The sequence below is a fragment of the Ignatzschineria indica genome, from assembly GCF_003121925.1.
In the GTDB taxonomy this organism is placed as follows: domain Bacteria; phylum Pseudomonadota; class Gammaproteobacteria; order Cardiobacteriales; family Wohlfahrtiimonadaceae; genus Ignatzschineria; species Ignatzschineria indica.
Map to the genome: position 1 here is coordinate 100,300 of NZ_QEWR01000004.1, position 22,129 is coordinate 122,428.

The window sequence follows — 22,129 nt, forward strand, 5'->3', positions numbered from 1 at the left end:
AGTTGTTTGGGTGTTGTCATTTTGACTATTTTAATAATGGGATGAGAGTATGGAATTTGAATTGCCTTTAATTAATCGTGAAAAATCTATTCTCGCTTTCCAAGAGCGAGTCTTAAAGCAGGCAGAAAATCCCCATATTCCACTATTGGAGCGACTCAATTTTATGACGATCGTCTCCTCTAACCTTGATGAATTTTTTGAGGTGCGTTTTGCAAATATTAAGGAGCGCATCTTTGCTGGAGAGACTCTGATTGATGGGGAGCCTGTTGATGTTTGGCAAAAAGCGATCTATCAGCGTGTAACAGCATTAGTTAAAGCGCAATATAAACTTCTCGACCAGGAGATTTTGCCGCTCTTAAAATCTGAGGCGAATATAGAATTTATCCATCGACGAGATTGGACTGATGCTGATAAAGCTCAATTACTGAGTTATTTTAATGAGTCAATTAATCCGCTTTTAACGCCGATAGCGCTCGATATTGCCCATCCTTTTCCACATATCTACAACAAGTCGCTCAACTATATTATTGAGTTGAAGGGGAAAGATATCTACGGGCGAGAGGTTGATACAGCGATGCTCTCTATCCCGAAGAATTTGCCGGCATTGATCCGTTTGCCAAGTAATGATCCATCACATGTCCGTTTTACCACTGTTAGTGAAATTATTCGTGATCAATTGAAAGTGATTTTTGATGGCTTTGTGGTAAAAGCGGCTTATCAATTTAGAGTGACGCGCAATAGCCATCTTTTTATCGATAAAGAGGAGCTTACAAATTTACATCAGGCATTAAAAGGGGAGCTTCATCAACGAAATTTTGGGCATGCGGTGCGCCTTGAAATTAGTGCTCAGATGCCGAAGAAGTTGGTAGAGTTTTTAGCAAAAGAGTTTGAGTTGCCGACAACAGAGATCTATCCGATCGCGAACTTTATCGATCTTTGCCGCTTTCGAGAGTTGAGTCACTTTGTAAAAGATAAAGATGAACTCTTCTATCCAGAGTTCTATCCAAAATATGCGGAGAAGTGGGTCGATACTGATGATATCTTTTCCATTATTAAGGGAAAAGATCAACTTTTTCACCATCCGTTTGATAGCTTTGCCCCCACGGTAAGGTTGCTCGAAGTTGCCGCTAATGATCCTCAAGTACAGATGATCCGGATGACGATCTATCGTACCGGTAACGACTCACAATTGATGAAGCATCTGATAACTGCCGCAAAAAATGGTAAAGAGGTTAATGTTGTCTGTGAGTTGATGGCACGTTTTGATGAAGAGACCAATCTTACTTGGGCTGCGATTCTCGAAGAGGCCGGTGTTAAGGTTGTCTATGGAATCTTTGGCTATAAAACACATGCGAAGATGTTGTTGATTGTTCGCAATGAGCCGACTGAAGAAAATCCCGATCACCTTGAGTATTATACTCACCTGAGTACCGGCAATTATCATACGGGAACAGCAAGACTCTATACTGATTTTGCGATTATGACGGGGAATCGCGAGATCGCACAAGATGTGACCAATATCTTTGTGAATTTGGGCAGCTTAGGGCGTCCTCCACAATTAAAGAGGCTATGGCAAGCGCCTTTTAATCTCTATGATAATTTAATAGCCCATATTAATTTTGAAATTGAGGAAGCTAAAGCGGGAAGACCGGCATCGATTATGGCACGTATGAATGCGCTCTTAGAGGAGGGCATTGTTGAAAAACTCTATGAGGCATCTAATGCCGGCGTAATTATCAATCTTTTAGTTCGTGGCGCTTGTTCTTTGAGACCTGGTTTAAAAGGCTTTTCGGAGAATATTCGAGTCTATTCAGTTGTCGGACGCTTCTTAGAGCACTCTCGCGTTTTCTATTTCTATCGAGCAGGAGAGGAGCGAGTCTATATTTCGAGCGCCGATTGGATGCATCGTAATTTCTTTCGTCGTATTGAGGTGGCAGTTCCGATAGAGCATCCCTCTATTAAGCGCCATCTTATCAATGAAGGATTGCTCGCTTACTTTGCTGATTATACGGCATGGATTCTCGATGGTAAGAGTGGTGAATACTCTCAGGAACCATTTACAATGGAGGAGAGAGGCGCTATGCTTTCAGCACAAGAAAAGTTATTAATATCCCGACAGTAGACATTCGGAAGTAGATGGAGTCACATGCTGACAATATTTTCTGATCCACTTATCAGCGGAATAACCAATACGCAGCTCTATGCATTATTGATTCTATTCTGTAGTTTTATCGCTTTCATGTTAGGAAAGTGGCGCTTTGATGTTGTCGCTCTCGGGGCACTATTAGCGATGGTGCTGGTGGGCGTTGTTCCGCTCAATAATGCTTTTTCCGGCTTTAGTCATCGCGCTGTAATTACGGTTGCTTCTGTCTTGGTTTTAAGTAATGCGCTTGGAAATACAGGGGTGACTTACCATCTCTCTCAACATTTGAGTCGTTTTTCTGATCGCCCCGTATTATTGGTTTTAACGCTAACGGGGTTGGTGGCTTTCTTCTCAGCATTTATGAATGATGTGGGGGCGTTAGCGCTCATTATGCCGGTCGCGTTACAGGTCTCTCAGCGCTATAATATTCCAACCTCGAAGTTACTGATGCCGATGGCATTTGCTTCACTTTTAGGGGGTACGGCGACATTAATTGGTACGCCCCCTAATATGATTATTGCTCAATATCGAGAGACAGTGGATCCTGCGGCTGGAGCCTTTGCGATGTTCGACTTTTTGCCCGTTGGAATCGTGGTGGTTATTGTTGGTCTCCTCTATATCTCATTTATTGGTTGGCGCCTTATTCCGATTCGGGATACAGAGAATAATAGTCGTCTCTTTGAGACCGATGATTATCTTTTAGAGGCAAAGATCTTGCCGAATAATAAGTTTATTGGGAAGACGATTGCAGAACTAGAGAAGGTGACAGAAGATCATGTCAATGTTGTGACGCTTCTTCGTGGGGCAAGACGACTCCTCTCTCCGAGTAAAGAGGAGATATTGCGAGAAAATGATGTCCTCTTAATTGAAGGGCAGCCGGAAGATCTCAAGCAGCTAGAGCTCCTCTCGGGAGTGAATATCCGTTTTACTAAAGAGGGAAAAGAGGGGGATGGCATCGACTCTCTACAGACGTTAGAAGTTGTTGTTAATCCCGGGGCTAGAATTGCAGGGCATATGATCTCAGAGCTCTATCTTCGAGAGCGCTATAAAATCAATATATTAGGGATCTCACGCCAGAGCGAGAGTATACGGCAACGCTTCTCCCGTTTAACCTTAAAACCGGGGGATATTCTGCTTATTCAGGGCGATAAGAAGGAGTTACCCGAAACAATGAATTATCTCGGGTGCCTACCACTTGCTGAGCGTAATATACGTTTAAAGCCCTCTTCAAAATTATTGCCAACAGTTGGAATCTTTATTGTCTCTATTCTATTGGTGGCATTTCAGATCTTACCGCCTCATATCGCTTTCCCGCTGGCAATTTTTCTTCTTATTATTTTCCGTCTAGTCTCACTTCGAGAGGTCTACCAAAGTATTGATGGGCCTCTTATTGTCCTTTTAGGATGTTTTATCACCGTGGGTGCTGCGCTCGACTCGAGTGGGGCAACAAATATTATTGTCTCATCGATTGTTCCCCTTTTAGAAGGGCTTCCTGCTATGCTAGTATTATCTATAATCATGCTCGTAACGATGCTGATTACCGATGTAATTAATAGCTCAGCAACAGCGGTCATAATGGCACCTATTGCCGTAGGTGTTGCAAATATGATGGGGCACAATATCGATCCCTATTTAATGATCATTGCAATCGCTTGCTCTTGTGCTTTTAATACTCCGATAGGGCACCATTCAAATACATTGGTGATGGGACCAGGAGGCTATCAGTTTGGGGATTATTGGCGAATGGGGTTGTTGCTCGATCTGTTACTGATTTTAACAGCAGTGCCGGCAGTGATCTATTTTTGGCCACTATAAAAGTAAAGATAATAAGGAATTAGGATGAAACTATTTAACGATGTTCCATTAGCGCCGGATGACGCGATTTTAGGGGTAGTAGAGTCATATAAAAATGACCCTAGAGAAGAGAAGGTGAACTTAAGTATTGGTATCTATTCAGATGCTGAAGGAAAAGTGCCAGTCTTAAAAGCGGTAAAAGCAGCAGAGGCTTATCTTTTTGAACACTCAGGACCACGCGTCTATCTTCCAATGCAAGGTTTAGGAAGTTATATCGATTGTGTACAGAAGCTTCTCTTTACAGAGGATCATGAGCTCTATCAGACACAACGTTTAGCAACGGTGCAATCTTTAGGTGGAACGGGGGCATTAAAAGTAGGTGCTGATTTCTTACATAGCATTAAACCTAATAGTAAGGTTTATGTCTCAAAACCGACATGGAATAACCATATTGCGATCTTTGCCGGCGCCGGGTTTGAAGTAGAGGAATATCCCTATTTTGATCCTAAAACGAAAGGGGTTGATTTTGCAGCTTTTTTCAAGAAGATGGAAGAGATTCCAGAGGAGTCGATTGTTGTGCTTCATGCTTGTTGCCATAACCCTACCGGGGCAGATCTCTCTACAGAAGAGTGGCAACAGTTAGCAGAGCTCTTTAAAGCGCGTAATTTAATTCCATTCTTAGATATGGCATATCAAGGATTCTCAAAAGGTATTCGTGAAGATGCAGAAGCGATCCATATCTTTGCAGAAAAAGAGATGCCGGTCTTTATTGCCACCTCCTTTTCTAAATCTTTCTCACTCTATAGTGAGCGAATTGGAGCATTAACGGTCATTACCTCCGATAAAGAGGAGCAAGAGCGTGTTACTTCACAATTGAAGATTATGGTGCGTGCAATCTACTCTTCACCCCCTTCTTATGGTGCTCAGATTGTCCACTATGTCTTAGCGGATGACCAACTACGAGCAGAGTGGGAGGCAGAACTTGCAGAGATGCGAGATAGAATTAAGACAATGCGCTCAAAATTTGTAGAGCTTCTCAATAGTAAGCAAGATAAGATTGACTTTAGCTTCATCAATGATCAAGCGGGAATGTTTTCTTACTCAGGACTTAGCGCAGATCAAGTGGCAAAAATGAAAAAGGATTATGCTATCTATACTGTTGATACCGGTCGTATCTGTATTGCTGCGTTGAATGACCAGAATATTGAGCTTGCGGCGAATGCGGTAGTTAATGTACTATAGCAATATTTGATTGATCTATTTGTAGGGGGTTTTATATGTCAGAAAGTGTATTTATATATAAGCTTCCGCTCTACATTATTGCCTTACTCTGTATTGTAGGTTGGGCGCTTCTCTTTAGTGTTATCTTTTTTAGTTAATTGAAGAGATAGAGCGGTTGTAGAAAGAGTGCTATTTAGCACTCTTTTTCTTTGTGATTGATAATTTGACGATTATTAGATCGCTTAAGCTTAGATTCGTTAATGAAACTATTAATGTAATTATTAATGGAGTAACTAAGGGAATCATTGGTAAGATCGTTAAATGGTTATTAACAGGGTCATTAACAGAATCGTGAATATTAATAGAGAATAGGCAGGTATCGATGGATAATCATTGGGAGAGTCATCGTTGGGAAGGGCGAGCGGAGCAGGCTCTTCTTGATCAGCTCTTTTTGCAATTAGCAACAGCAGGGGGATATGAAGATTATCAACTCTATCAGCAGTTGTTGCAACAGGGGGATGGACCTTTACTGTTACGAGAGAAAGGGAGTGAAGCAATCTTCCAGAAGGCTCTCCAATATCTATCGACTCTAACGGATCTGATTGATGTTGATCTCAAGGCAGGAAAGATTATCTCTAAGGGTTATCATCCTCTCGATCTTCAGCAAATATCACAATTTTTGCCATCTTCACTACAAGATAAATTGCGTTTTATCCGGCGTTTTATCACAGATTCTACCAATAGTGATCTTCAGCGCCCCATATCCTATTGGGGTGAGCAATATTATCAATCTCTCCCTAATAATCTCTCTGAGAAGGTAATTGCAAAGATCGCTGTAGCTGAGATGCAGACGGGCGGTCGTGGAAGAAGATCAAAAACGTGGGTTTCACCTTTAGCAAAAAATCTCTACTTCTCTTTTAAGTACCGTTTTTCTCATCGATCGATCCCTTACTTGAGCGCTTTAAGTCTTCGCATCGGTGCGTTGTTGCTAGAGGTTTTAGAATCTTTAGGCATTCGGGGAGGAAAGGTGAAATGGCCAAATGATATCTGGGTTGGACAATCAAAATTAGCAGGGATATTGGTAGAGAGTCTCTTCAATAGTCATGATGTTGAGGTTATTATTGGTATCGGGGTTAATAATCAATATGACTCAGAATTAGAATTAGTGGGAAATCATCCTACCTGTTGCGAGTCGATTTTGGGTGAGCCGTTAGATCGAAATCGACTGATTGCGCGTTTAAGTGAAAAGATCTACCATCTTTGTGAATTGGTTGAGGCCCAATCTTATGCCCTTGAACAGGGTATTCCTGTTAGGGAGAAGTTACCTGATTTCACTCTAATCTGGCCTAAGATTAGCCTTCTCTATGGACGTCGTGTGCAACTTATCTCGGATCGTGATCTATTGATTGGTAGCGAAGTAGGGATCGATGAGAGTGGTGCACTATTAGTCGAGTTGCCCGATGGAGAGATTCGCACCATTATCTCCGGAGATCTATCCCTTCGAGAGCTTTGATTGAGAGAACATGGATAAAAAGAGACCTCAAAAGCGAATAGAGCTTTTGAGGTCTTTTGCAATATAGTATTTGAATGACTCTTTTGTAATATTGCTTATCTACTTTTCAAGTTGTTTTCAAGTTATTTAAACTATTTACTTGAACTATTTGCAACTCATTGAGAGAACGCGTTGATTTTTGTAGAGGACGCGACATTGAGCACCATTACGCTTTCCGGTACACCAATCGGCAGCCATGGTGATGTTGTTAACTTTACAGCCGACAACTTGGCCAGAACCATTTTTTACGATCTGTAGGCGACCATTTACTGTCCCTCCCGGTGCTCGAGCAAAGGCTGCATCTTGTTGGAGTCCTTTCTTAAGTGGGGGAACGGCAGCGGTAGGGCGCGGTGCGCTACTGCGTGTATTACTACTGCTACTTGCTGTACGTTCTCTTGCTACTTTTGCGGCAACAGCTCTCTGTAACTCCATAAGAATCTCGGCAGTTACAATTTCCGATTGTGGTTTTTTCGCTTTTGTTAGGAAAGCATTCAACTGCTTTTTAGAGTTTTTACCAAAAATACCATCAGGTTTTATTGGATAACCTAACTGTTGAAGGTAAGTTTGAGCCTGTTTGGGAGCGTTCTTTTTAAAGGACTCTAAGAGCGCAGTATCGATCTCTTTTCCTTTTTTAAGCCCTTGTTGTGAGCGGTAGGTTTGGATAGCTCCCTCTGTTGCTGGCCCCATCTTTCCATCAGCACGACCATTTAAGATACCAAAGCCGATGAGATAGGCTTGTGTATCGACTATCTTTTCTGCCGCCTCTCGCTCTTTAACGACCTTTTCATAGTAGCTTTTCGCAAATTGTGTCTCCTGCTCTTCATCGATGAGAATGAGATAAGCGGGGAGATCGAGTTTATCGCTTACTTGATAGCCATAACGATTTTTTAAAATACCAATTGCGCGGCGTGTTTTAGGGCCTAAAGTCCCTGTTGTGCGATCTTTCATATAGCCCGTCCGTTGAAGATAACGTTGGAACTTATTGATATTCTCCTCTTCAAGAAGTGCACGACTCTTCTGATCTAATTTGCCGGTAACAGGAAGAGAGAAGGATTTCTGAAACGCTTCAACTGCACGATTGGTACCCGGTCCTTTTAGGCCATCTATCGTGCCGGTGTAAAAACCTAGGTAAGCAAGTTGAAGCTGTTCAAGTGCAGTCTCTTCGCTACTTTTGGGGTGGGAGAGATCAAAGGCTTTAACAGATGTTTTATATTGCTCTTCCATCTTATTGCTATCTGCTTGTAACTCTTGGTCTTCTTCAGCCGTAATAGGGGCAGTTCCATCTTCTGAGACATCTTCTACAGAGTCGCTAGGAACCTCTTCATCACTGATGGAATCTTCAGAGAGATCATCATTAAAGAGCGTTAAGAGTAGTACCGGCGTGAGGGCGCCGACAGCTTCAGTATTAGTTGATTTCTCATAGGCTTTAATCGCTTCTCGAGTGCCGGGACCACGTAATCCATCGATATCACCTTTATAGAAACCATCCTCTTTAAGACGATATTGTACAAAGCGATAAGCAATCTGCCGGAGAGGGTTTTCCCAGCGAGGAAGGAGCTCTCCTGTCTCATTTTGTCCTAAGGCTTTCTCAAATGCACGGATTGCTTCTCTTGTTGCAGGACCATTAGCGCCATCAAGTGGACCATCATAGAGGTCGAGCAGGGAGAGAGCTGTCTGCGTAAAGAAGATCTTAGGAACACGTGCTTTGATCACAAGGTTATCGATCTCGCTACGAGAGAGGGAGAAGTTGCGTAGAGGTTCATCAAGGGTGATTAGTGAACGTACCTCATCGATGGTAGGCTCTTCTGCCTCATCAAGTTCGTCGGTATCCTTCGCATCGCTTGATTCATTGCTATTATTTTGACTCTGATGATCGAGAGTGGTCGTTGGGCGATCCTCAGCTTCTATGCTTCTCTCTGTTGTGATCTCTTCCTGTTCTTTACTCTCCGTTGTAGCATCAGATTCGGCAAGTTTTTCAAGTGCTACTTGGAGTAGCGGGGGAATGAGTGAGGGCAGTGGAGATTCTAAAGAGGATGTCGATAGATCTGTCTCATTCGATCTTTTAGATGGGGTGCTCTCTTCAGGTTGCTGATTGATTGTTGTTACGGATGCATCCTGGTGAGGATTCTCGACCTCTTTTGCCAAAGGCTTTAAAAGTTTTTGCTCTTGAATTATCTGTTTCTGTTCTGCCTCTGCCGCTTTGAGGATCGATTCAGGCAAGAAGTGAGCATTGAAGAGATGAAAGAGCATATTGGGAGAGAGGGTCCCCACTTCAGGAAGATTGATGCTCTTTTCAAATGCCTTAATCGCATTTTCCGTACCAATACCGTTAATTCCATCGATCTCTCCATCATAAAAACCTAAGAGGGTGAGTTGACGTTGAACATCTTTACGAACCTCTTTTTCAAGCGGCGCTTCCCAGGTGGGGTTAGGGATTCCATCCTGTTTCTGTCCTAGAGATGCTTGATAGCGCTCAATAGCTGTGCGTGTATTAGCGCCTCGCTGACCATCAATTGTTAATGGTAATGGGAAGTAGCCCGCCATTCTTAACCATGTCTGCAGAGTGAAGATTTTGCTGCGACTGCCTCTCTGCTTGAGAAGCGTTTCGATTTCATCATTATTAAAGTCGAAGAAGAGCTGCAATTTCCGACCGGGAAAAGGGGGTGTATTATTGAGTTTTTCTGCTTTTGTTAGGAATGAGAGAGGAAGCGTTGTTGTTGTGCCTGTTTCTGCCACTTTACCTTTCGGTAATTGGAATGAGATGGTTCCTGCCTCAATATTTTTGAGCATTGTCGCTGTGACAAAAGGCGTTTGTAATAGTTTTGCTGATGAAGGGAGTCTCTCCTCTATTCTCTGATTGAGTAAGGTGAGTAATTCCGCTTCTGTAATGTTAGGATTCTCTTTCTTGAGGGAATCGATCAGCGGTTGTAGCGCTTTACGTTCTAAAGGAATAAACCATTCTGGCGTAATCGCATTAATTAGGGGGAGACTCTGTTTCTCTTGATAGTAGGCGATATCATTTTGGAACGCAGGAGTGATCTTTCCTTCTAAGTTATCAACTGGATATTTTAGTAGGTAGAGCCAAATTTGAGTCTGTTGTACCAGTTTAGATTCGACTCCACTTTGAATCTGCTCCGCTGCCAACCAAGCAAGGAGGTCCCGCTCTTTCTGTGTTAAGGCGTAATCATAGAGCGTAAAGCCATAATGATCTCGAAAGTGAAGTAGAGGATCACTTTGATATTGTAAGAGCGATGTCACTTTAGAATCTTGAGTCTGCTGTAAAATACTCTCAAGATTATTTGCAGAGCCTAACGATAGTGCAAGTAGTGATGATAACGCGACTCTTAGTATGGCTTTACGCATAATGCTATTAATCCTTTTCTCGGTTTTTGACTGGGAGTTTCCCTTTTCTTAAGTGAACGAGTATCAATGAGATCGCAGCAGGTGTAACCCCTTGAATTCGGGATGCTTGGCCTAATGTCTCAGGTTGTGCTTGATTGAGGCGCTCTTGAATCTCAATAGAGAGCCCTTCCACTTGACTGTAATCTACATTACTAGGAAGTGGCGCATTTTCAAATTTTTGATTGCGCTTAATATCCTCAATACTGCGATTGATATAGCCTTCATATTTAGTATGAATCTCAATTTTTTGCAGTACTTCATCTGAAAATTGAGAGAGATCCGGGCCCTGTTCATCCTCTAATTGAACTAGAGTTGTTAGGGAGATCTCAGGGCGTTTAAGAAGATTGATCGCCCGAATATTCTGTTTGAGGGCAACCTTATTTTCCTGAACAATTTTCTTCCCAGCAGGTGAATCGATCCGAATCATCCAATCTTTAAATTGTTGTTCTGCTTGCGCGATCGCTTCCTGCTTCTCTAAGAATTTTTCCCAGCGATAATCATCGACTAAACCGAGTTCTCGGCCGATCGGGGTTAAGCGCTCATCGGCATTATCTTCTCGTAAGATGAGGCGATGCTCAGCACGAGAGGTGAACATGCGATAGGGTTCACGAACGCCGAGGTTAATAAGATCATCGATCATGACGCCGGTATAAGCTTCATGACGTTTTGGATACCATGGATCTTTCTCAAGATAGCGACGAGCCGCATTAAGACCTGCTAATAGACCTTGTGCGCCCGCCTCTTCATAGCCGGTTGTGCCATTAATTTGGCCCGCAAAATAGAGATTGTCGATCGCTTTTGTCTCAAGAGTAAACTTAAGATTGCGCGGATCGTAGAAATCATATTCGATAGCGTAACCTGGGCGAGTAATATGTGCATTTTCAAGGCCGGGGATTGAGCGAACAAGATTGACCTGAACATCAAAGGGGAGGCTTGTTGAGATACCATTAGGGTAATATTCATGGGTATCGAGACCCTCCGGCTCTAAGAAGACATGGTGCTGATCTTTATCGGCAAACTTCATGATCTTATCTTCTACAGAAGGGCAATAACGCGGACCTAAGCCTTCGATTGTCTTATTGTCAGCGTACATGGGGGAGCGGTCGAGTCCGCCTCGAATAATCTCATGGGTCCGCTCATTGGTGAAGGTTGTCCAGCAGGAGACTTGACGGGGATGTTCAGCGCGTGATCCTAAGTAGGAAAAGACTGGTGTCGGTTCATCTCCCGGTTGCTCTGTCATATTGGTAAAATCGATACTTTTACCATCAATACGGGGAGGTGTTCCTGTTTTGAGGCGGCCTTTCCCAAGATTGAGTTCAGCGAGTTTGTGGGAGAGGGAGATCGAAGCGGTATCCCCCATTCTGCCACCGCTATAGTTCTCCATGCCGATGTGGATTAACCCAGAGAGGAATGTACCGGCTGTTAAAATAACGGTCTCACCTCGGAAACGAATTCCTGTTTGAGTAATGACGCCAGCAACTTTATCGCCCTCTAAGATAAGATCATCAGCTGCTTGCTGGAAGAGATAGAGATTGGGTTGATTCTCTAAGATCTTACGAATCGCAGTTTTATAGAGAGTTCTATCAGCTTGGGCGCGAGTTGAGCGAACGGCAGGACCTTTGGAGGCATTTAAGATACGAAATTGAATGCCGGCAAGATCCGTTGCATGTGCCATCGATCCACCTAAGGCATCGATCTCTTTTACAATCTGTCCCTTGCCAATACCGCCAATAGCAGGATTACAGCTAAGCTGACCTAAAGTCTCAATATTATGGGTGAGAAGGAGTGTAGGAACACCAAGACGAGCCGATGCAAGCGCTGCTTCTGTTCCTGCATGGCCGCCGCCAATAACAATGACGCCAAAATGTTGTGGGTAGTTCATAGATATCTCTATATTAATTTTATGAAATTTTTAGTTTTAATCTTTGAATGGATAAGTGAGGGAGAGCGGAGAACGAAAGATTTTGCATTCATCGGTTGCGTCACGATTTGACGCTATCTATAGGGAGTTTCATCATCAATTACTGCTGTGAGAAGGAGATGCAACTCTATCGCTAATTCGATAAGTGGTAGAAGTGAAGGAATCTATATCTTCTTTCGATCATCTCTACTATTGATGCTCTCTGAGAGATCTCTTTTTAGGGTGATCTTTTAGCGGTAATTATAATCTAAAAAAGGGATCAAACCAATGTTGATCCCTTCAAAAATCGATTCTTTTCACACTATCTCTTCAATAAGTACTTAAGGATTAATCGAGGGTTAATTGAATATTAATTGAATATCAATCAAGCATTAACCTTTAAGGTCTCATCAAATTGATCGGTGAATTACTTCTTCTCAGATTGTTTTGCTAAATCTTCTAAAGAGTTAGTAAAACCTTTCATGGAGAGGTCAATTTTAACATTGTTTGTTTCAGGACCTAAGAAGTCATGGGTATAGCTGACATTAAGCTTGCCTGAATTTTTCAAGCTGTTAAGAACTTTAGGATCATTGATCGGAAGACCCGTGATACAGCCATCTGGTAAGCAACGCTCAAAGCTTAAGCCGGTTACTTTTGTGCCATCAATTTCAAGTTGCTTGCCATCGATCTTAAATTCAAGACCAGGAATTAAGAGCGTTCCTGGAAGCGCACTGAAGATTAAAGTTGGATTGCCATCGATATAGATCACAGACGCTCTTAACGCTTTAATTTTCTGCTTTTGTGATTCATCTTCAGGATTGGTTAACTCAATATCGCCTGTTGTAGACATTAAGCAACTTTCAAATGTTCCTTCAGGAACGGTATCTTGTAAGCACTCAACTTTCCAATCACCGTGTTGCTTGAGATAGACAACTTCAGTTTGGTTTTGTGCTGCAGCTACGCCCCCTAAAAGGAGAGCAACACTGGCGCTAAGTAGTAATTTTTTCAACATGATTGGCTTTTACTCCATATAATTGGGAACGCTACAAATGATTTACTATTCTACTGTTTTTGATGGAAATAGAATAACATTACAAGAGGTTTATTATATACTAGTTCGATAATCGATCAAGGGAAGCCTTGTTAAGATTGATAGATATCTGTTCAGGAAGGGTAAAATGCAATTATCGCAAAAATGCGCATTAGGTAATGGTAAGGTTTATGTAATTTCTGCGCCATCAGGTGGTGGAAAGACAACATTGGTAGATGGGCTGATGGCACGCGATCCTTATGTGACACGAGCGGTGACACATACAACAAGGGCGCCAAGAGAAGGGGAAGAGAATGGGGTTCATTACCACTTCGCCTCGAAAGAAGAGTTTATCGCAATGGTGGATCGTGGTGAGTTTTTAGAGTATGCCGAAGTCTTCGGTAATCTCTATGGGACATCGCTTTGGGAGATTGAGAAACATACAGAGAGCGGTAAAGATGTGGTGTTAGTGATCGATTGGCAAGGCGCGGCTTCTGTGAAGAGAATTATGCCGGAAGCTGAACTTATCTTTATTCTTCCTCCCTCATTAGATGCATTAGAAGAGCGCCTCTCCTCTCGGAATCAGGATGATCAAGCAGTTATCGATCAACGAATGGCCGATGCTGTTAATCAGATAAAGCATTATGAGAAGTTTGATTATGTTGTGATTAATGATGATTTTGAGCGAGCTCTCAGCGATCTACAGGAGATTTTTCATGTTAATCGACTGCGTACCGCCTATCAGCAGGTTAAAAATAGAGATTTATTGACAGCTTTGTTAGGTGAGTCTCTCTAATTTTCTGTCTCAGCTGAGACTCTTTTAAAATCGATAGAATGAGTGGTATGATGCCGACCTTAGGGTAATAAGCGGATTGATATCGGCTCGATGGGTTATTGAATATCATTGTGATAGCCCGAATACTCACTCTTAAATAGATTTAGGGCGTTTTTACTCCCTTATATGCTATCAATAGTGTTTTCAGTATATTCTCAATATATTCCCAGAGTATTTCAGAAGTATTCCCAATATATTTTAATGTTTAGTGTTTGTTAGGAGATAAGTTTATGGCACGAGTAACCGTACAAGATTGTTTAGAGAAGGTTGATAACCGTTTTCAATTAGTAGCTGTTGCAGCAAAGCGCGCAAGACAGTTAGAGCGTGGTGCAGAGCCGACAGTAAGCCGTAGTCGCGCATCAAAACCGACAGTGATTGCACTTCGTGAGATTGCTAAAGGTGAAATTTCACCGGATGAGATCAATGCAAAAGAGGCTGATTTTCACGCAGGCTTCTAATATTTGAGTTTTCACTTAAACTTTTCAGTTGGAAACAGATTTAAAGAGCGATTACAAAATAGTTTAAAAGGATCGCTTAATAGTTTGAGATCTTAAGAAGATGGGAGGCAGATTGCTTCTCATCTTTTTTTCTCTTTCTATAGAATCTCTCGATAGATTATTGCTCATATAAAGGATAAGATGCCTTAAGAGGATTATTTGAGATATTTACCTCCTTAAAATGCCTGAAATATCTTGAGTCTCTAGAAATTTTTAGTATATCCCCTTAAAGCCCCTATTAAATATTGAGGGGATATGAGGGTATCTGTTGCATATTTGTTGCGCGTTTATCAAGTCATGATCAAGTGAGTATCAAGTATCAGTCGAATATTTTGAGTTGTTGTTTACTCTATTGTTACGATCCATCATCGATAATCTCTTTCGAGTTATTATCGTTATAGAGTCTATAGAGTCTATAGAGTCTATAGAGTTTATAGATTATAGAATTTATAGAATCTCTGTAGAGAGGTGTAGCAGTTGAGTGACAATAATTATCGTTGTTAATTAGGAGTAGATTATGGAGAAATATCAATTGCCTCCAAATCTTCTTCCCTGGCGTAAAGAATTTGAGATTAAGGTCGGTCGCTTATTGCGAATCGTAGGTCGCTATCTTTCGGAAGAAGAAGTAAAAGAGGTTGAACGAGCATGTATTTATGGTGCGTTTGCGCATCAGGAACAGTTTCGCTCCTCTGGCGAGCCCTATATTTTTCACCCGTTAGCGGTTGCCTTGATCTTAACGGAAGTCCAGATCGATAAAGCCTCTTTAGTGGGGGCGGTGTTGCATGATGTCATTGAAGATACCGATATTGGCTACGATGAGATTGCCCATGAGTTTGGGGAAGAGGTCGCGCAGATTGTTGATGGCGTTACAAAATTAACGCAGATTAAGTTCCGTTCTAAAGAGGAAGCAAAAGCAGAAAACTTCCGTAAAATGATACTCGCGATGACAAAAGATCTGCGTATCATTATGGTAAAGCTTGCTGATAGACTCCACAATATGCGGACTTTGGGGGCATTGGCGGCTTATAAGAAGCGCCGTATCGCAAATGAAACACTGGAGATTTATGCGCCGATCGCTGCCCGTTTAGGAATGTATGCCTTACAGGTCTATTTAGAGAATCTCTGTTTTGAGAATATCTATCCGATGCGTTATGCCGTCCTCTCCAAAGCGATTGAAGAGAAGTATGAGAGTGAGAGTGAAAATTTAACGCGGATCAAAGATACAATCTACGATCGTTTAGTCCGCGGCAATATCCTCTCTCGAATCTCGACACGTAAGAAGCATCTCTGGAGTATCTATAATAAGTTGAAAGTGAAGGGTAAGATCGAGTTGGTCTATGATATCTTCGCTATTCGCGTAATTGTTTCAACCGTTGATGAGTGTTATCGCGTTTTGGGGATGGTGCATCAACTCTATAAGCCGATTATTGGTGGTTTTAAAGATTATATTGCGATTCCTAAAGGGAATGGCTATCAGAGTCTACATACCATTGTCTTTGGACGTAATGGTTTGCCGGTTGAGGTGCAGATTAGAACGCGTGATATGCATGTGATTGCTGAGGCAGGTGCGGCAGCGCATTGGCGTTATAAAGATGCTTATGAAGGGCAGCAGAATCAGATTCGGACCAATAAGTGGCTCGATTCTGTAACAGAATTACAAGATAGCGCCATCTCCTCTGTTGAATTTATGGAGGCGATGAAAGCTAATCTTTTCCCGAAAGAGATCTATCTCTTTACCCCTAAAGGGCGCATTATTGAGTTGCCGAAAGGATCAACAGGGATCGATTTTGCCTATGCTGTGCATACGGAAGTGGGGAATCATTGTCAGGCGATTATCGTCGATGGACAACAGGTACCATTCTCCCAATCTCTCCATAATGGACAGACTGTGGAGATCATTACCGAAGAGGGCACAAGACCATCACCGAAGTGGCTCGATTATGTGGTCAGTGCGCGAGCAAGAACGAGTATTCTTGGGTATCTCTCTAAATTATCGAGTGAAGAGGCTTACAATATTGGTGAGCGTCTCCTCTCTCTTGAATTGGAGAATAAGGGGATTATTCTCGATGACTTTGCTGAAAAAGATCAAGAGGTTCTCCTCGAGGAGTTAGAGCTAGGTTCGAAAGAGGAGCTCTTAATTTCGATCGGTCGTGGAAAATATCCGATGCACTACATTATTAACCGCTTCTTAGTGAAGCAGGGGTTAGAAGTAGAGATGCATGAGGCACCGGATGAAGATGAGGATGGACTAGAAGTTTCAAGCGATATTATTATCGGTGCTGAGAAGATGAAGACAACGCTCGGTCGTTGTTGTTATCCATTGCCGGGGGAATCTATTATCGGCTATCTCAGTCAGCGCCACGGCATGGTGATCCATCAGGTCGATTGTGCCAATGTGGAGAATTATAAGAAGCATGAAGATCGCTGGATTCCTCTCGCGTGGAGTAAAAAAGCGCGCGGAGATTTCCCGGTACAATTAACCCTTATTGCTAAAAATCGTCGTGGTGCGATCGCATCTGTGAGTGCAAAAGTGACGGAGATGAATCTCGATTTTGGTGAATTTACTTCAGAGCCGATGAGCGATGAGATTGTGAAGATTCGCTTTGTTGTGGATGTTCAAGATCGAAAACATCTTGCCGATATTATGCGGGAACTCCGTTTATTGCCGATGGTAGAGCGAGTTTCGAGACGTTAATTTCAAGACCTTAATTTCAAGGCGTTAATTTAAGTTGGAAATTGAGATAGTAGATGAAGATAGAGAGAGAATTGTCGATGAAGAATCAACCTTTACCGTTTTTAGGGGGCCTAACCGCTGAGCAATTTTTGCAAGAGTATTGGCAAAAGAAGCCACTCTTTGTAAAGGGGGCTTTTCCTAACTTTGAAGATCCTTTAACAGCGGATGAGATTGCGGGACTTGCTTTTGAGCCCTTCATTCCCTCTCGATTTATCTACGAAAGTGGGGGGGAGCGCCCTTGGCAGCTGAAGATGGGGCCGGCAACGGAAGAGGATTTTGCCACACTCTCTGAAAAGTCATGGATGCTTGTAGTGAATGATGTAGAGAAGAATCTTCCAGAGCTAAAGTCGATGCTCGATCCTTTTCGCTTTATCTCCCATTGGCGTTTAGATGATCTTCAAGTCAGTTTAGGTGAAGATGCCGGCAATGTCGGTGCTCATTGGGATGATTATGATGTCTTTCTTCTACAAGGAATGGGGAAGAAGCGTTGGCAGATCAGCTATGCTCCTGTTTCGGAAGATGATTTTGTTGAGGGCGTTGATATTCGCTTGATTGAAAACTTCCGCCCCGATGAAGAGTGGATTGTAGAACCTGGTGATCTTCTCTATCTTCCGCCGAGAATTGGTCATTATGGAGTGAACATTGGTCGTAGTGTCACCTGGTCGATCGGTTTCCGTGCGCCAAAACATCGTGAGATGTTGCGCGACTATATGGAGATGAAGTTTGATGAGGTAGCAGAAGATGCTCGCTATTGTGATCCACAATTGGAAGTTGTAACGCAACCTGGTGCTCTAAGTGATGCGGCAGTGGATCGAGTGGTGGCGATTTTAGAGTCGGCATTGACCCAAGATCGTGCGGAGATTGCAAAATGGTTCGGTGCTTTTATCACTGAGCCGAAGATGTTTCAGGTGCCTGAATCGCTCGAAGAGTGTTTAACGTTTGATGCGCTTATGGAGTATCTCGATGATGGTGGTTATCTCGAAGTTCATCCGGGCATAACGCTCCTTCACTATATCTCGGGTGATGAGATTCTTCTCTTTGCTGCTGGTAAAAGTTACTCTCTTCCCCTGAGTGAAAGAGTGCTTGTAGAGCAATTAACCGTCGAGACGGAGTGGGGCTATGATGAGCTAGTAGAGATGCTCACCGCCCCTATAGCGCAACAATTTCTTCTACAATTGATTCAAGATGGAATTTTGCTTCTCGATGAGGCGGAAGATGAGTTTGATGATGCACTCGATGACGAGCTTGATGAGTAATCAGTTTCAGATAGGGCATCCGCTTTATAGGGTTGGGTAGTTGTGTGATGAGATCGATGGGTGATAATGTCAAGGGAGATAGATGAATGGAGAGAGTATTGGATCCACTGAAGCAGAGAGTGAGTCGCTGGGAGCATATTCATATTGCGCTCTATTTTATATTGCTACTACTGTTTTTCCAGCTTCTTCCTAGTGCTATGGCGACAGAGGTTCGAAGAGATAACCCGGATCTTCGCCATTTTTTAGAGCAGGGTGCCGGCATTGTGAAGCCTGGCTTTGGGTTTTCACCACAATCGGGATTGCGAGAAGGGGAGATGCGTATTCATGAAACCCCCATTATTGTTGAGCTTGCACTTGATTCCCGGGCACAGGCAGAAGGATTGATGCATCGAGAGTCGATGCCGGAGGAGCGGGGAATGCTCTTTCTCTTTCCTCAGACGCAATTTCTCTCATTTTGGATGAAAAATACCTTAATCCCGCTCGATATTATCTATATAGCTGAAGATGGTGAAGTGGTTGATATTGTCCAAGCAGAGCCTTGTCGTACGAGCCGATGCCCTTCCTATCCTGCTAAAGCTCCTGGAAAGTATGTTTTAGAGCTCAATAAAGGGATGGCAGAAAAGTTAGGACTCAAGGTTGGGGACAATATTAGTTGGCAGTGGCGCTAGACGTTAGATAAAAGGCAGATAGATTGAGTGTTGAGGTTATTGATTTTGCAAGAGGGTTCGTCAGCGTGCTGCGCAATTTTCACCTTGAGAGATCAATCCCTATTTTAGTAGTTGGTGTTTTGAGAGAAACATACTATAATGCCGAGATTAAATGCTGTCATCGCCATTGACACTATTTATAAAATTTTGGAGTTTTTATACATGTTAACAGTAGAAAAAAAAGCAGAGATCGTTAAAGATTTCGGTCGTGGCGCTAACGACACAGGTTCACCAGAAGTACAAGTAGCACTCTTAACGTTCAACATCAATGCGCTTCAAGCACATTTTGCTGAGCATAAGAAAGATCATCACTCACGTCGTGGTCTATTACAGATGGTAAACAAGCGTCGTAAGTTGCTTACATACCTAAGATCTATCGATTTAGATCGTTATCAAAATCTTATCGATCGTTTATCATTACGTCGTTAATTGTATTGATAAAGATGTATTTTTTTGTAGATTATCCCCAGCTCATGACTGATAATGCGCTAGGTGTAATGTACCTGTAAAATTGAGCCCCCGCATCTTTTGTGGGGGCTTTTTGTAGTTTGGCTTTTTATCCTTTTTTGTAATCTCTTTAAATAGAGTTATCTGTAGGGGCACTGCTTCATCTTTTGTTTGAGGCGGCATCAAGTTTACGCTTTATTGTAAGAGATGAAGCAGTTCCCTTAGAGTTCTATAGTTCTTTAATTTGAAGATCCTTTATTTAAAGAAAGAGTATGAAAAAGGTCAGAAAAGAGAGATCAAAATAAAGGAAAACAGAGATATGACATTAGAATTAAAACCGATTGTACAGGAATTTACCTACGGTGGTCGTAAGGTAACAATTGAAACAGCTGAAATTGCACGTCAAGCGACAGCAGCTGTGATGGTAGATGTTGAGGGAACGACACTGTTTGTCTCAGTCGTTGCGGCAAAGAGTGCAGATCCAGGGCGTGACTTCTTTCCATTAACGGTTGATTATCAGGAAAAAACCTATGCGGCAGGTAAGATCCCAGGTGGATTTTTCCGTCGTGAAGGCCGTCCTTCAGAGCAGGAGATTTTAGTTGCGCGTCTTATCGACCGCCCTGTGCGTCCTCTGTTCCATGAAGCATTTACCAATGAAGTTCAGATCGTGGCAACCGTTGTCTCTATCAATCCAGAGATCAGTGCAGATATCGTTGCGATGATTGGTGCATCTGCAGCGCTCTCAATTGCAAGATTACCCTTTAATGGACCTTTAGGTGCGGCGCGTGTGGGATATATCAATGATGAGTATATCTTAAACCCAACACGTTCAGAGTTAAAAGTTTCAGATCTTGATCTTGTCGTTGCCGGCACAAAAGGTGCGGTATTGATGGTTGAATCTGAAGCTAACCTTCTCTCAGAAGAGGTAATGCTAGGTGCTGTTGTATATGGTCATCAAGAGATGCAAGTTGTTATCGACAATATTGCAGAGCTCGCGGATAAAGTGGGTAATGAGCCATTCCCGTTTGAAGTTCCTGAAGTGAATGAAGCACTGAAAAAAGCAGTTTCAGACTTGGTCCGTGCTGATTTAGAAGCGGCTTTTAAAATTACCGTGAAGCAAGAGCGTAGCAGTGCTATTAATGCAGCAAAAGAGCGTGCAATTGCCGAGTTAGTAACAGATGCAGAAGAGAGCTTTACAGAGGCTGAAGTTGCTGCAGAAGTTGGTCGCATCAGTGCGGATATTGTTCGTAGTCAAATTCTTGCAGGGCAGCCTCGTATTGATGGACGCGATACTAAAACCGTACGTCCTATCGTCTCGCGCGTTGGCGTTTTAAAACGTACACATGGTTCAGCACTCTTTACTCGTGGTGAGACACAAGCATTAGTTGTGGCAACATTGGGTACTGAGCGTGATGCACAGATTATCGATGCTATTTCTGGTGAATATAAAGAGAATTTTATGCTTCACTATAACTTCCCTCCTTACTCAGTTGGAGAGACAGGTCGCGTGGGTTCACCCAAACGTCGTGAAATTGGTCATGGAAATCTTGCAAAACGTGGTGTTGCTGCAGTATTGCCTAATATGGAAGAGTATCCTTATACGATCCGTGTTGTTTCTGAGATTACCGAATCGAACGGTTCTAGCTCAATGGCTTCTGTCTGTGGTAGCTCGCTTGCATTGATGGATGCCGGTGTTCCTTTAAAAGCCCCTGTTGCGGGAATTGCAATGGGCTTAATTAAGGAAGGGGATCAATATGCGGTCTTAACCGATATCTTAGGTGATGAAGATCATCTTGGTGATATGGACTTTAAAGTTGCCGGTACGAAAGAGGGTATCACGGCATTGCAGATGGATATTAAGATCGATGGTATTACCCAAGAGATTATGGATACGGCACTTTCACAAGCGAAAGTAGCGCGTCTCCATATTCTTGATGAGATGAATAGCGTAATTAGTGAGTCGCGTGAAACGATCTCTGAGTTTGCGCCACGTATTACAACAATTCGTATCAATCCCGATAAGATTCGTGATGTGATCGGTAAAGGTGGTGTAACGATTCGTGCTATTACCGAAGAGACAGGTGCGATTATTGAGATCGAAGATACAGGTGAAGTTCGTATCTCTGCTGTCAATAATGATCAAGCTGAAGCAGCGAAAAAACGTATCGAAGAGATCACTTCTGATATTGAGATTGGTGCGATCTATGATGCGCCAGTTGTTCGTATTATGGACTTCGGTGCATTTGTTAATCTTCGCCCAGGACAAGATGGTATGGTTCACGTATCACAGATCCCTTCTGAAGAGCGTATCTCTAATGTTGGGGATCACCTCAATGTTGGTCAAGTTGTGAAGGTGAAAGTACTTGAGATTGACCGTCAAGGACGTATCCGTTTAACGATGAAAGATGTTGAGTAATTAGTTAGATCTAATTAGTGATACCGATTAGTGGTACATCGATTAGGTACATTGAGTAGAGAGATCATCTCTATAACATCTAAAAACCCCAGTTCATTTTGAGCTGGGGTTTTTTATTGCACCGATTTTAGCGTGATATCGATATATTACTATCTAATTTATGACCACTTAATCCATTATGCTCCCTATAGAGGT

At 42.6% G+C, this 22,129-nt stretch carries 14 protein-coding genes; 11 read left to right on the top strand and 3 right to left on the bottom strand.

Translation table 11 applies throughout. From position 1 onward, the window contains the following. The first annotated feature begins 49 nt into the window (after positions 1-49). The 4 genes from ppk1 (at position 50) to DC082_RS07930 (ending at position 6,671) form a co-directional block, all read left to right on the top strand. Positions 50-2,122, top strand: coding sequence for a polyphosphate kinase 1 (gene ppk1 / locus DC082_RS07915; RefSeq protein ID WP_109236517.1), 2,073 nt, complete (start codon positions 50-52; stop codon positions 2,120-2,122). A 24-nt stretch (positions 2,123-2,146) separates the two neighbouring features. After that, positions 2,147-3,958, top strand: coding sequence for an SLC13 family permease (locus DC082_RS07920; protein WP_109236518.1), 1,812 nt, complete (start codon positions 2,147-2,149; stop codon positions 3,956-3,958). A 24-nt stretch (positions 3,959-3,982) separates the two neighbouring features. Continuing rightward, positions 3,983-5,179 carry an amino acid aminotransferase gene (locus tag DC082_RS07925; RefSeq protein ID WP_109236519.1) on the top strand — a complete coding sequence of 399 codons (1,197 nt, stop codon included), beginning with the start codon at positions 3,983-3,985 and terminating at the stop codon, positions 5,177-5,179. Between the two features lie 361 nt (positions 5,180-5,540). Next, complete coding sequence (locus DC082_RS07930; protein WP_109236520.1) at positions 5,541-6,671, top strand: biotin--[acetyl-CoA-carboxylase] ligase; 1,131 nt, start codon at positions 5,541-5,543, stop codon at positions 6,669-6,671. Positions 6,672-6,815: 144 nt separating this feature from the next. On the opposite strand, the gene DC082_RS07935 is transcribed toward DC082_RS07930, so the two are convergent. The 3 genes from DC082_RS07935 to DC082_RS07945 form a co-directional block, all read right to left on the bottom strand. After that, positions 6,816-10,073 carry a peptidoglycan-binding protein gene (locus DC082_RS07935; protein WP_109236521.1) on the bottom strand — a complete coding sequence of 1,086 codons (3,258 nt, stop codon included), beginning with the start codon at positions 10,071-10,073 and terminating at the stop codon, positions 6,816-6,818. A gap of 7 nt (positions 10,074-10,080) precedes the next feature. Then, on the bottom strand, positions 10,081-11,994 hold the full coding sequence (gene mnmG / locus DC082_RS07940; RefSeq protein WP_109236522.1) for a tRNA uridine-5-carboxymethylaminomethyl(34) synthesis enzyme MnmG: 1,914 nt from the start codon (positions 11,992-11,994) through the stop codon (positions 10,081-10,083). 445 nt (positions 11,995-12,439) lie between these two features. Then, positions 12,440-13,024 (bottom strand): invasion associated locus B family protein, encoded by a 585-nt coding sequence (locus tag DC082_RS07945; protein WP_094567575.1) that lies wholly within the window; start codon positions 13,022-13,024, stop codon positions 12,440-12,442. Between the two features lie 166 nt (positions 13,025-13,190). Here DC082_RS07945 and gmk point away from each other — a divergent pair, with 166 nt between their 5' ends. The 7 genes from gmk to pnp all read left to right on the top strand — a co-directional run bounded on the left by gmk (position 13,191) and on the right by pnp (position 21,934). Continuing rightward, positions 13,191-13,838 carry a guanylate kinase gene (gene gmk, locus DC082_RS07950; protein ID WP_094567574.1) on the top strand — a complete coding sequence of 216 codons (648 nt, stop codon included), beginning with the start codon at positions 13,191-13,193 and terminating at the stop codon, positions 13,836-13,838. A gap of 269 nt (positions 13,839-14,107) precedes the next feature. Then, a complete protein-coding gene (gene rpoZ, locus DC082_RS07955) occupies positions 14,108-14,335 on the top strand; it encodes a DNA-directed RNA polymerase subunit omega (protein ID WP_109236523.1) in 228 nt (75 codons plus the stop codon). 556 nt (positions 14,336-14,891) lie between these two features. Continuing rightward, positions 14,892-17,069 carry a RelA/SpoT family protein gene (locus DC082_RS07960; RefSeq protein ID WP_109236524.1) on the top strand — a complete coding sequence of 726 codons (2,178 nt, stop codon included), beginning with the start codon at positions 14,892-14,894 and terminating at the stop codon, positions 17,067-17,069. 77 nt (positions 17,070-17,146) lie between these two features. Beyond that, entirely contained in the window at positions 17,147-18,364 is a 1,218-nt protein-coding gene (locus DC082_RS07965; protein WP_157957424.1) for a cupin domain-containing protein, read from the top strand. 86 nt (positions 18,365-18,450) lie between these two features. Next, the gene (locus DC082_RS07970) at positions 18,451-19,032 is read left to right on the top strand and encodes a DUF192 domain-containing protein (RefSeq protein ID WP_109236526.1); all 582 of its coding nucleotides are present in this window, start codon (positions 18,451-18,453) and stop codon (positions 19,030-19,032) included. A gap of 201 nt (positions 19,033-19,233) precedes the next feature. Further along, entirely contained in the window at positions 19,234-19,500 is a 267-nt protein-coding gene (gene rpsO, locus DC082_RS07975; protein ID WP_094567569.1) for a 30S ribosomal protein S15, read from the top strand. 337 nt (positions 19,501-19,837) lie between these two features. Beyond that, entirely contained in the window at positions 19,838-21,934 is a 2,097-nt protein-coding gene (gene pnp, locus DC082_RS07980) for a polyribonucleotide nucleotidyltransferase (RefSeq protein ID WP_109236527.1), read from the top strand. The last annotated feature ends 195 nt before the right edge of the window (positions 21,935-22,129 follow it).

Bases quoted from the DNA above. Each gene is read 5' to 3' on its own strand.
- pnp (WP_109236527.1), top strand. From the start codon at position 19,838: ATGACATTAGAATTAAAACCGATTGTACAGGAATTTACCTACGGTGGT.
- DC082_RS07935 (WP_109236521.1), bottom strand. From the start codon at position 10,073: ATGCGTAAAGCCATACTAAGAGTCGCGTTATCATCACTACTTGCACTA.
- ppk1 (WP_109236517.1), top strand. From the start codon at position 50: ATGGAATTTGAATTGCCTTTAATTAATCGTGAAAAATCTATTCTCGCT.
- DC082_RS07930 (WP_109236520.1), top strand. From the start codon at position 5,541: ATGGATAATCATTGGGAGAGTCATCGTTGGGAAGGGCGAGCGGAGCAG.
- DC082_RS07960 (WP_109236524.1), top strand. From the start codon at position 14,892: ATGGAGAAATATCAATTGCCTCCAAATCTTCTTCCCTGGCGTAAAGAA.
- DC082_RS07945 (WP_094567575.1), bottom strand. From the start codon at position 13,024: ATGTTGAAAAAATTACTACTTAGCGCCAGTGTTGCTCTCCTTTTAGGG.
- DC082_RS07970 (WP_109236526.1), top strand. From the start codon at position 18,451: ATGGAGAGAGTATTGGATCCACTGAAGCAGAGAGTGAGTCGCTGGGAG.
- DC082_RS07920 (WP_109236518.1), top strand. From the start codon at position 2,147: ATGCTGACAATATTTTCTGATCCACTTATCAGCGGAATAACCAATACG.
- DC082_RS07925 (WP_109236519.1), top strand. From the start codon at position 3,983: ATGAAACTATTTAACGATGTTCCATTAGCGCCGGATGACGCGATTTTA.
- mnmG (WP_109236522.1), bottom strand. From the start codon at position 11,994: ATGAACTACCCACAACATTTTGGCGTCATTGTTATTGGCGGCGGCCAT.
- DC082_RS07965 (WP_157957424.1), top strand. From the start codon at position 17,147: ATGAAGAATCAACCTTTACCGTTTTTAGGGGGCCTAACCGCTGAGCAA.
- gmk (WP_094567574.1), top strand. From the start codon at position 13,191: ATGCAATTATCGCAAAAATGCGCATTAGGTAATGGTAAGGTTTATGTA.
- rpoZ (WP_109236523.1), top strand. From the start codon at position 14,108: ATGGCACGAGTAACCGTACAAGATTGTTTAGAGAAGGTTGATAACCGT.
- rpsO (WP_094567569.1), top strand. From the start codon at position 19,234: ATGTTAACAGTAGAAAAAAAAGCAGAGATCGTTAAAGATTTCGGTCGT.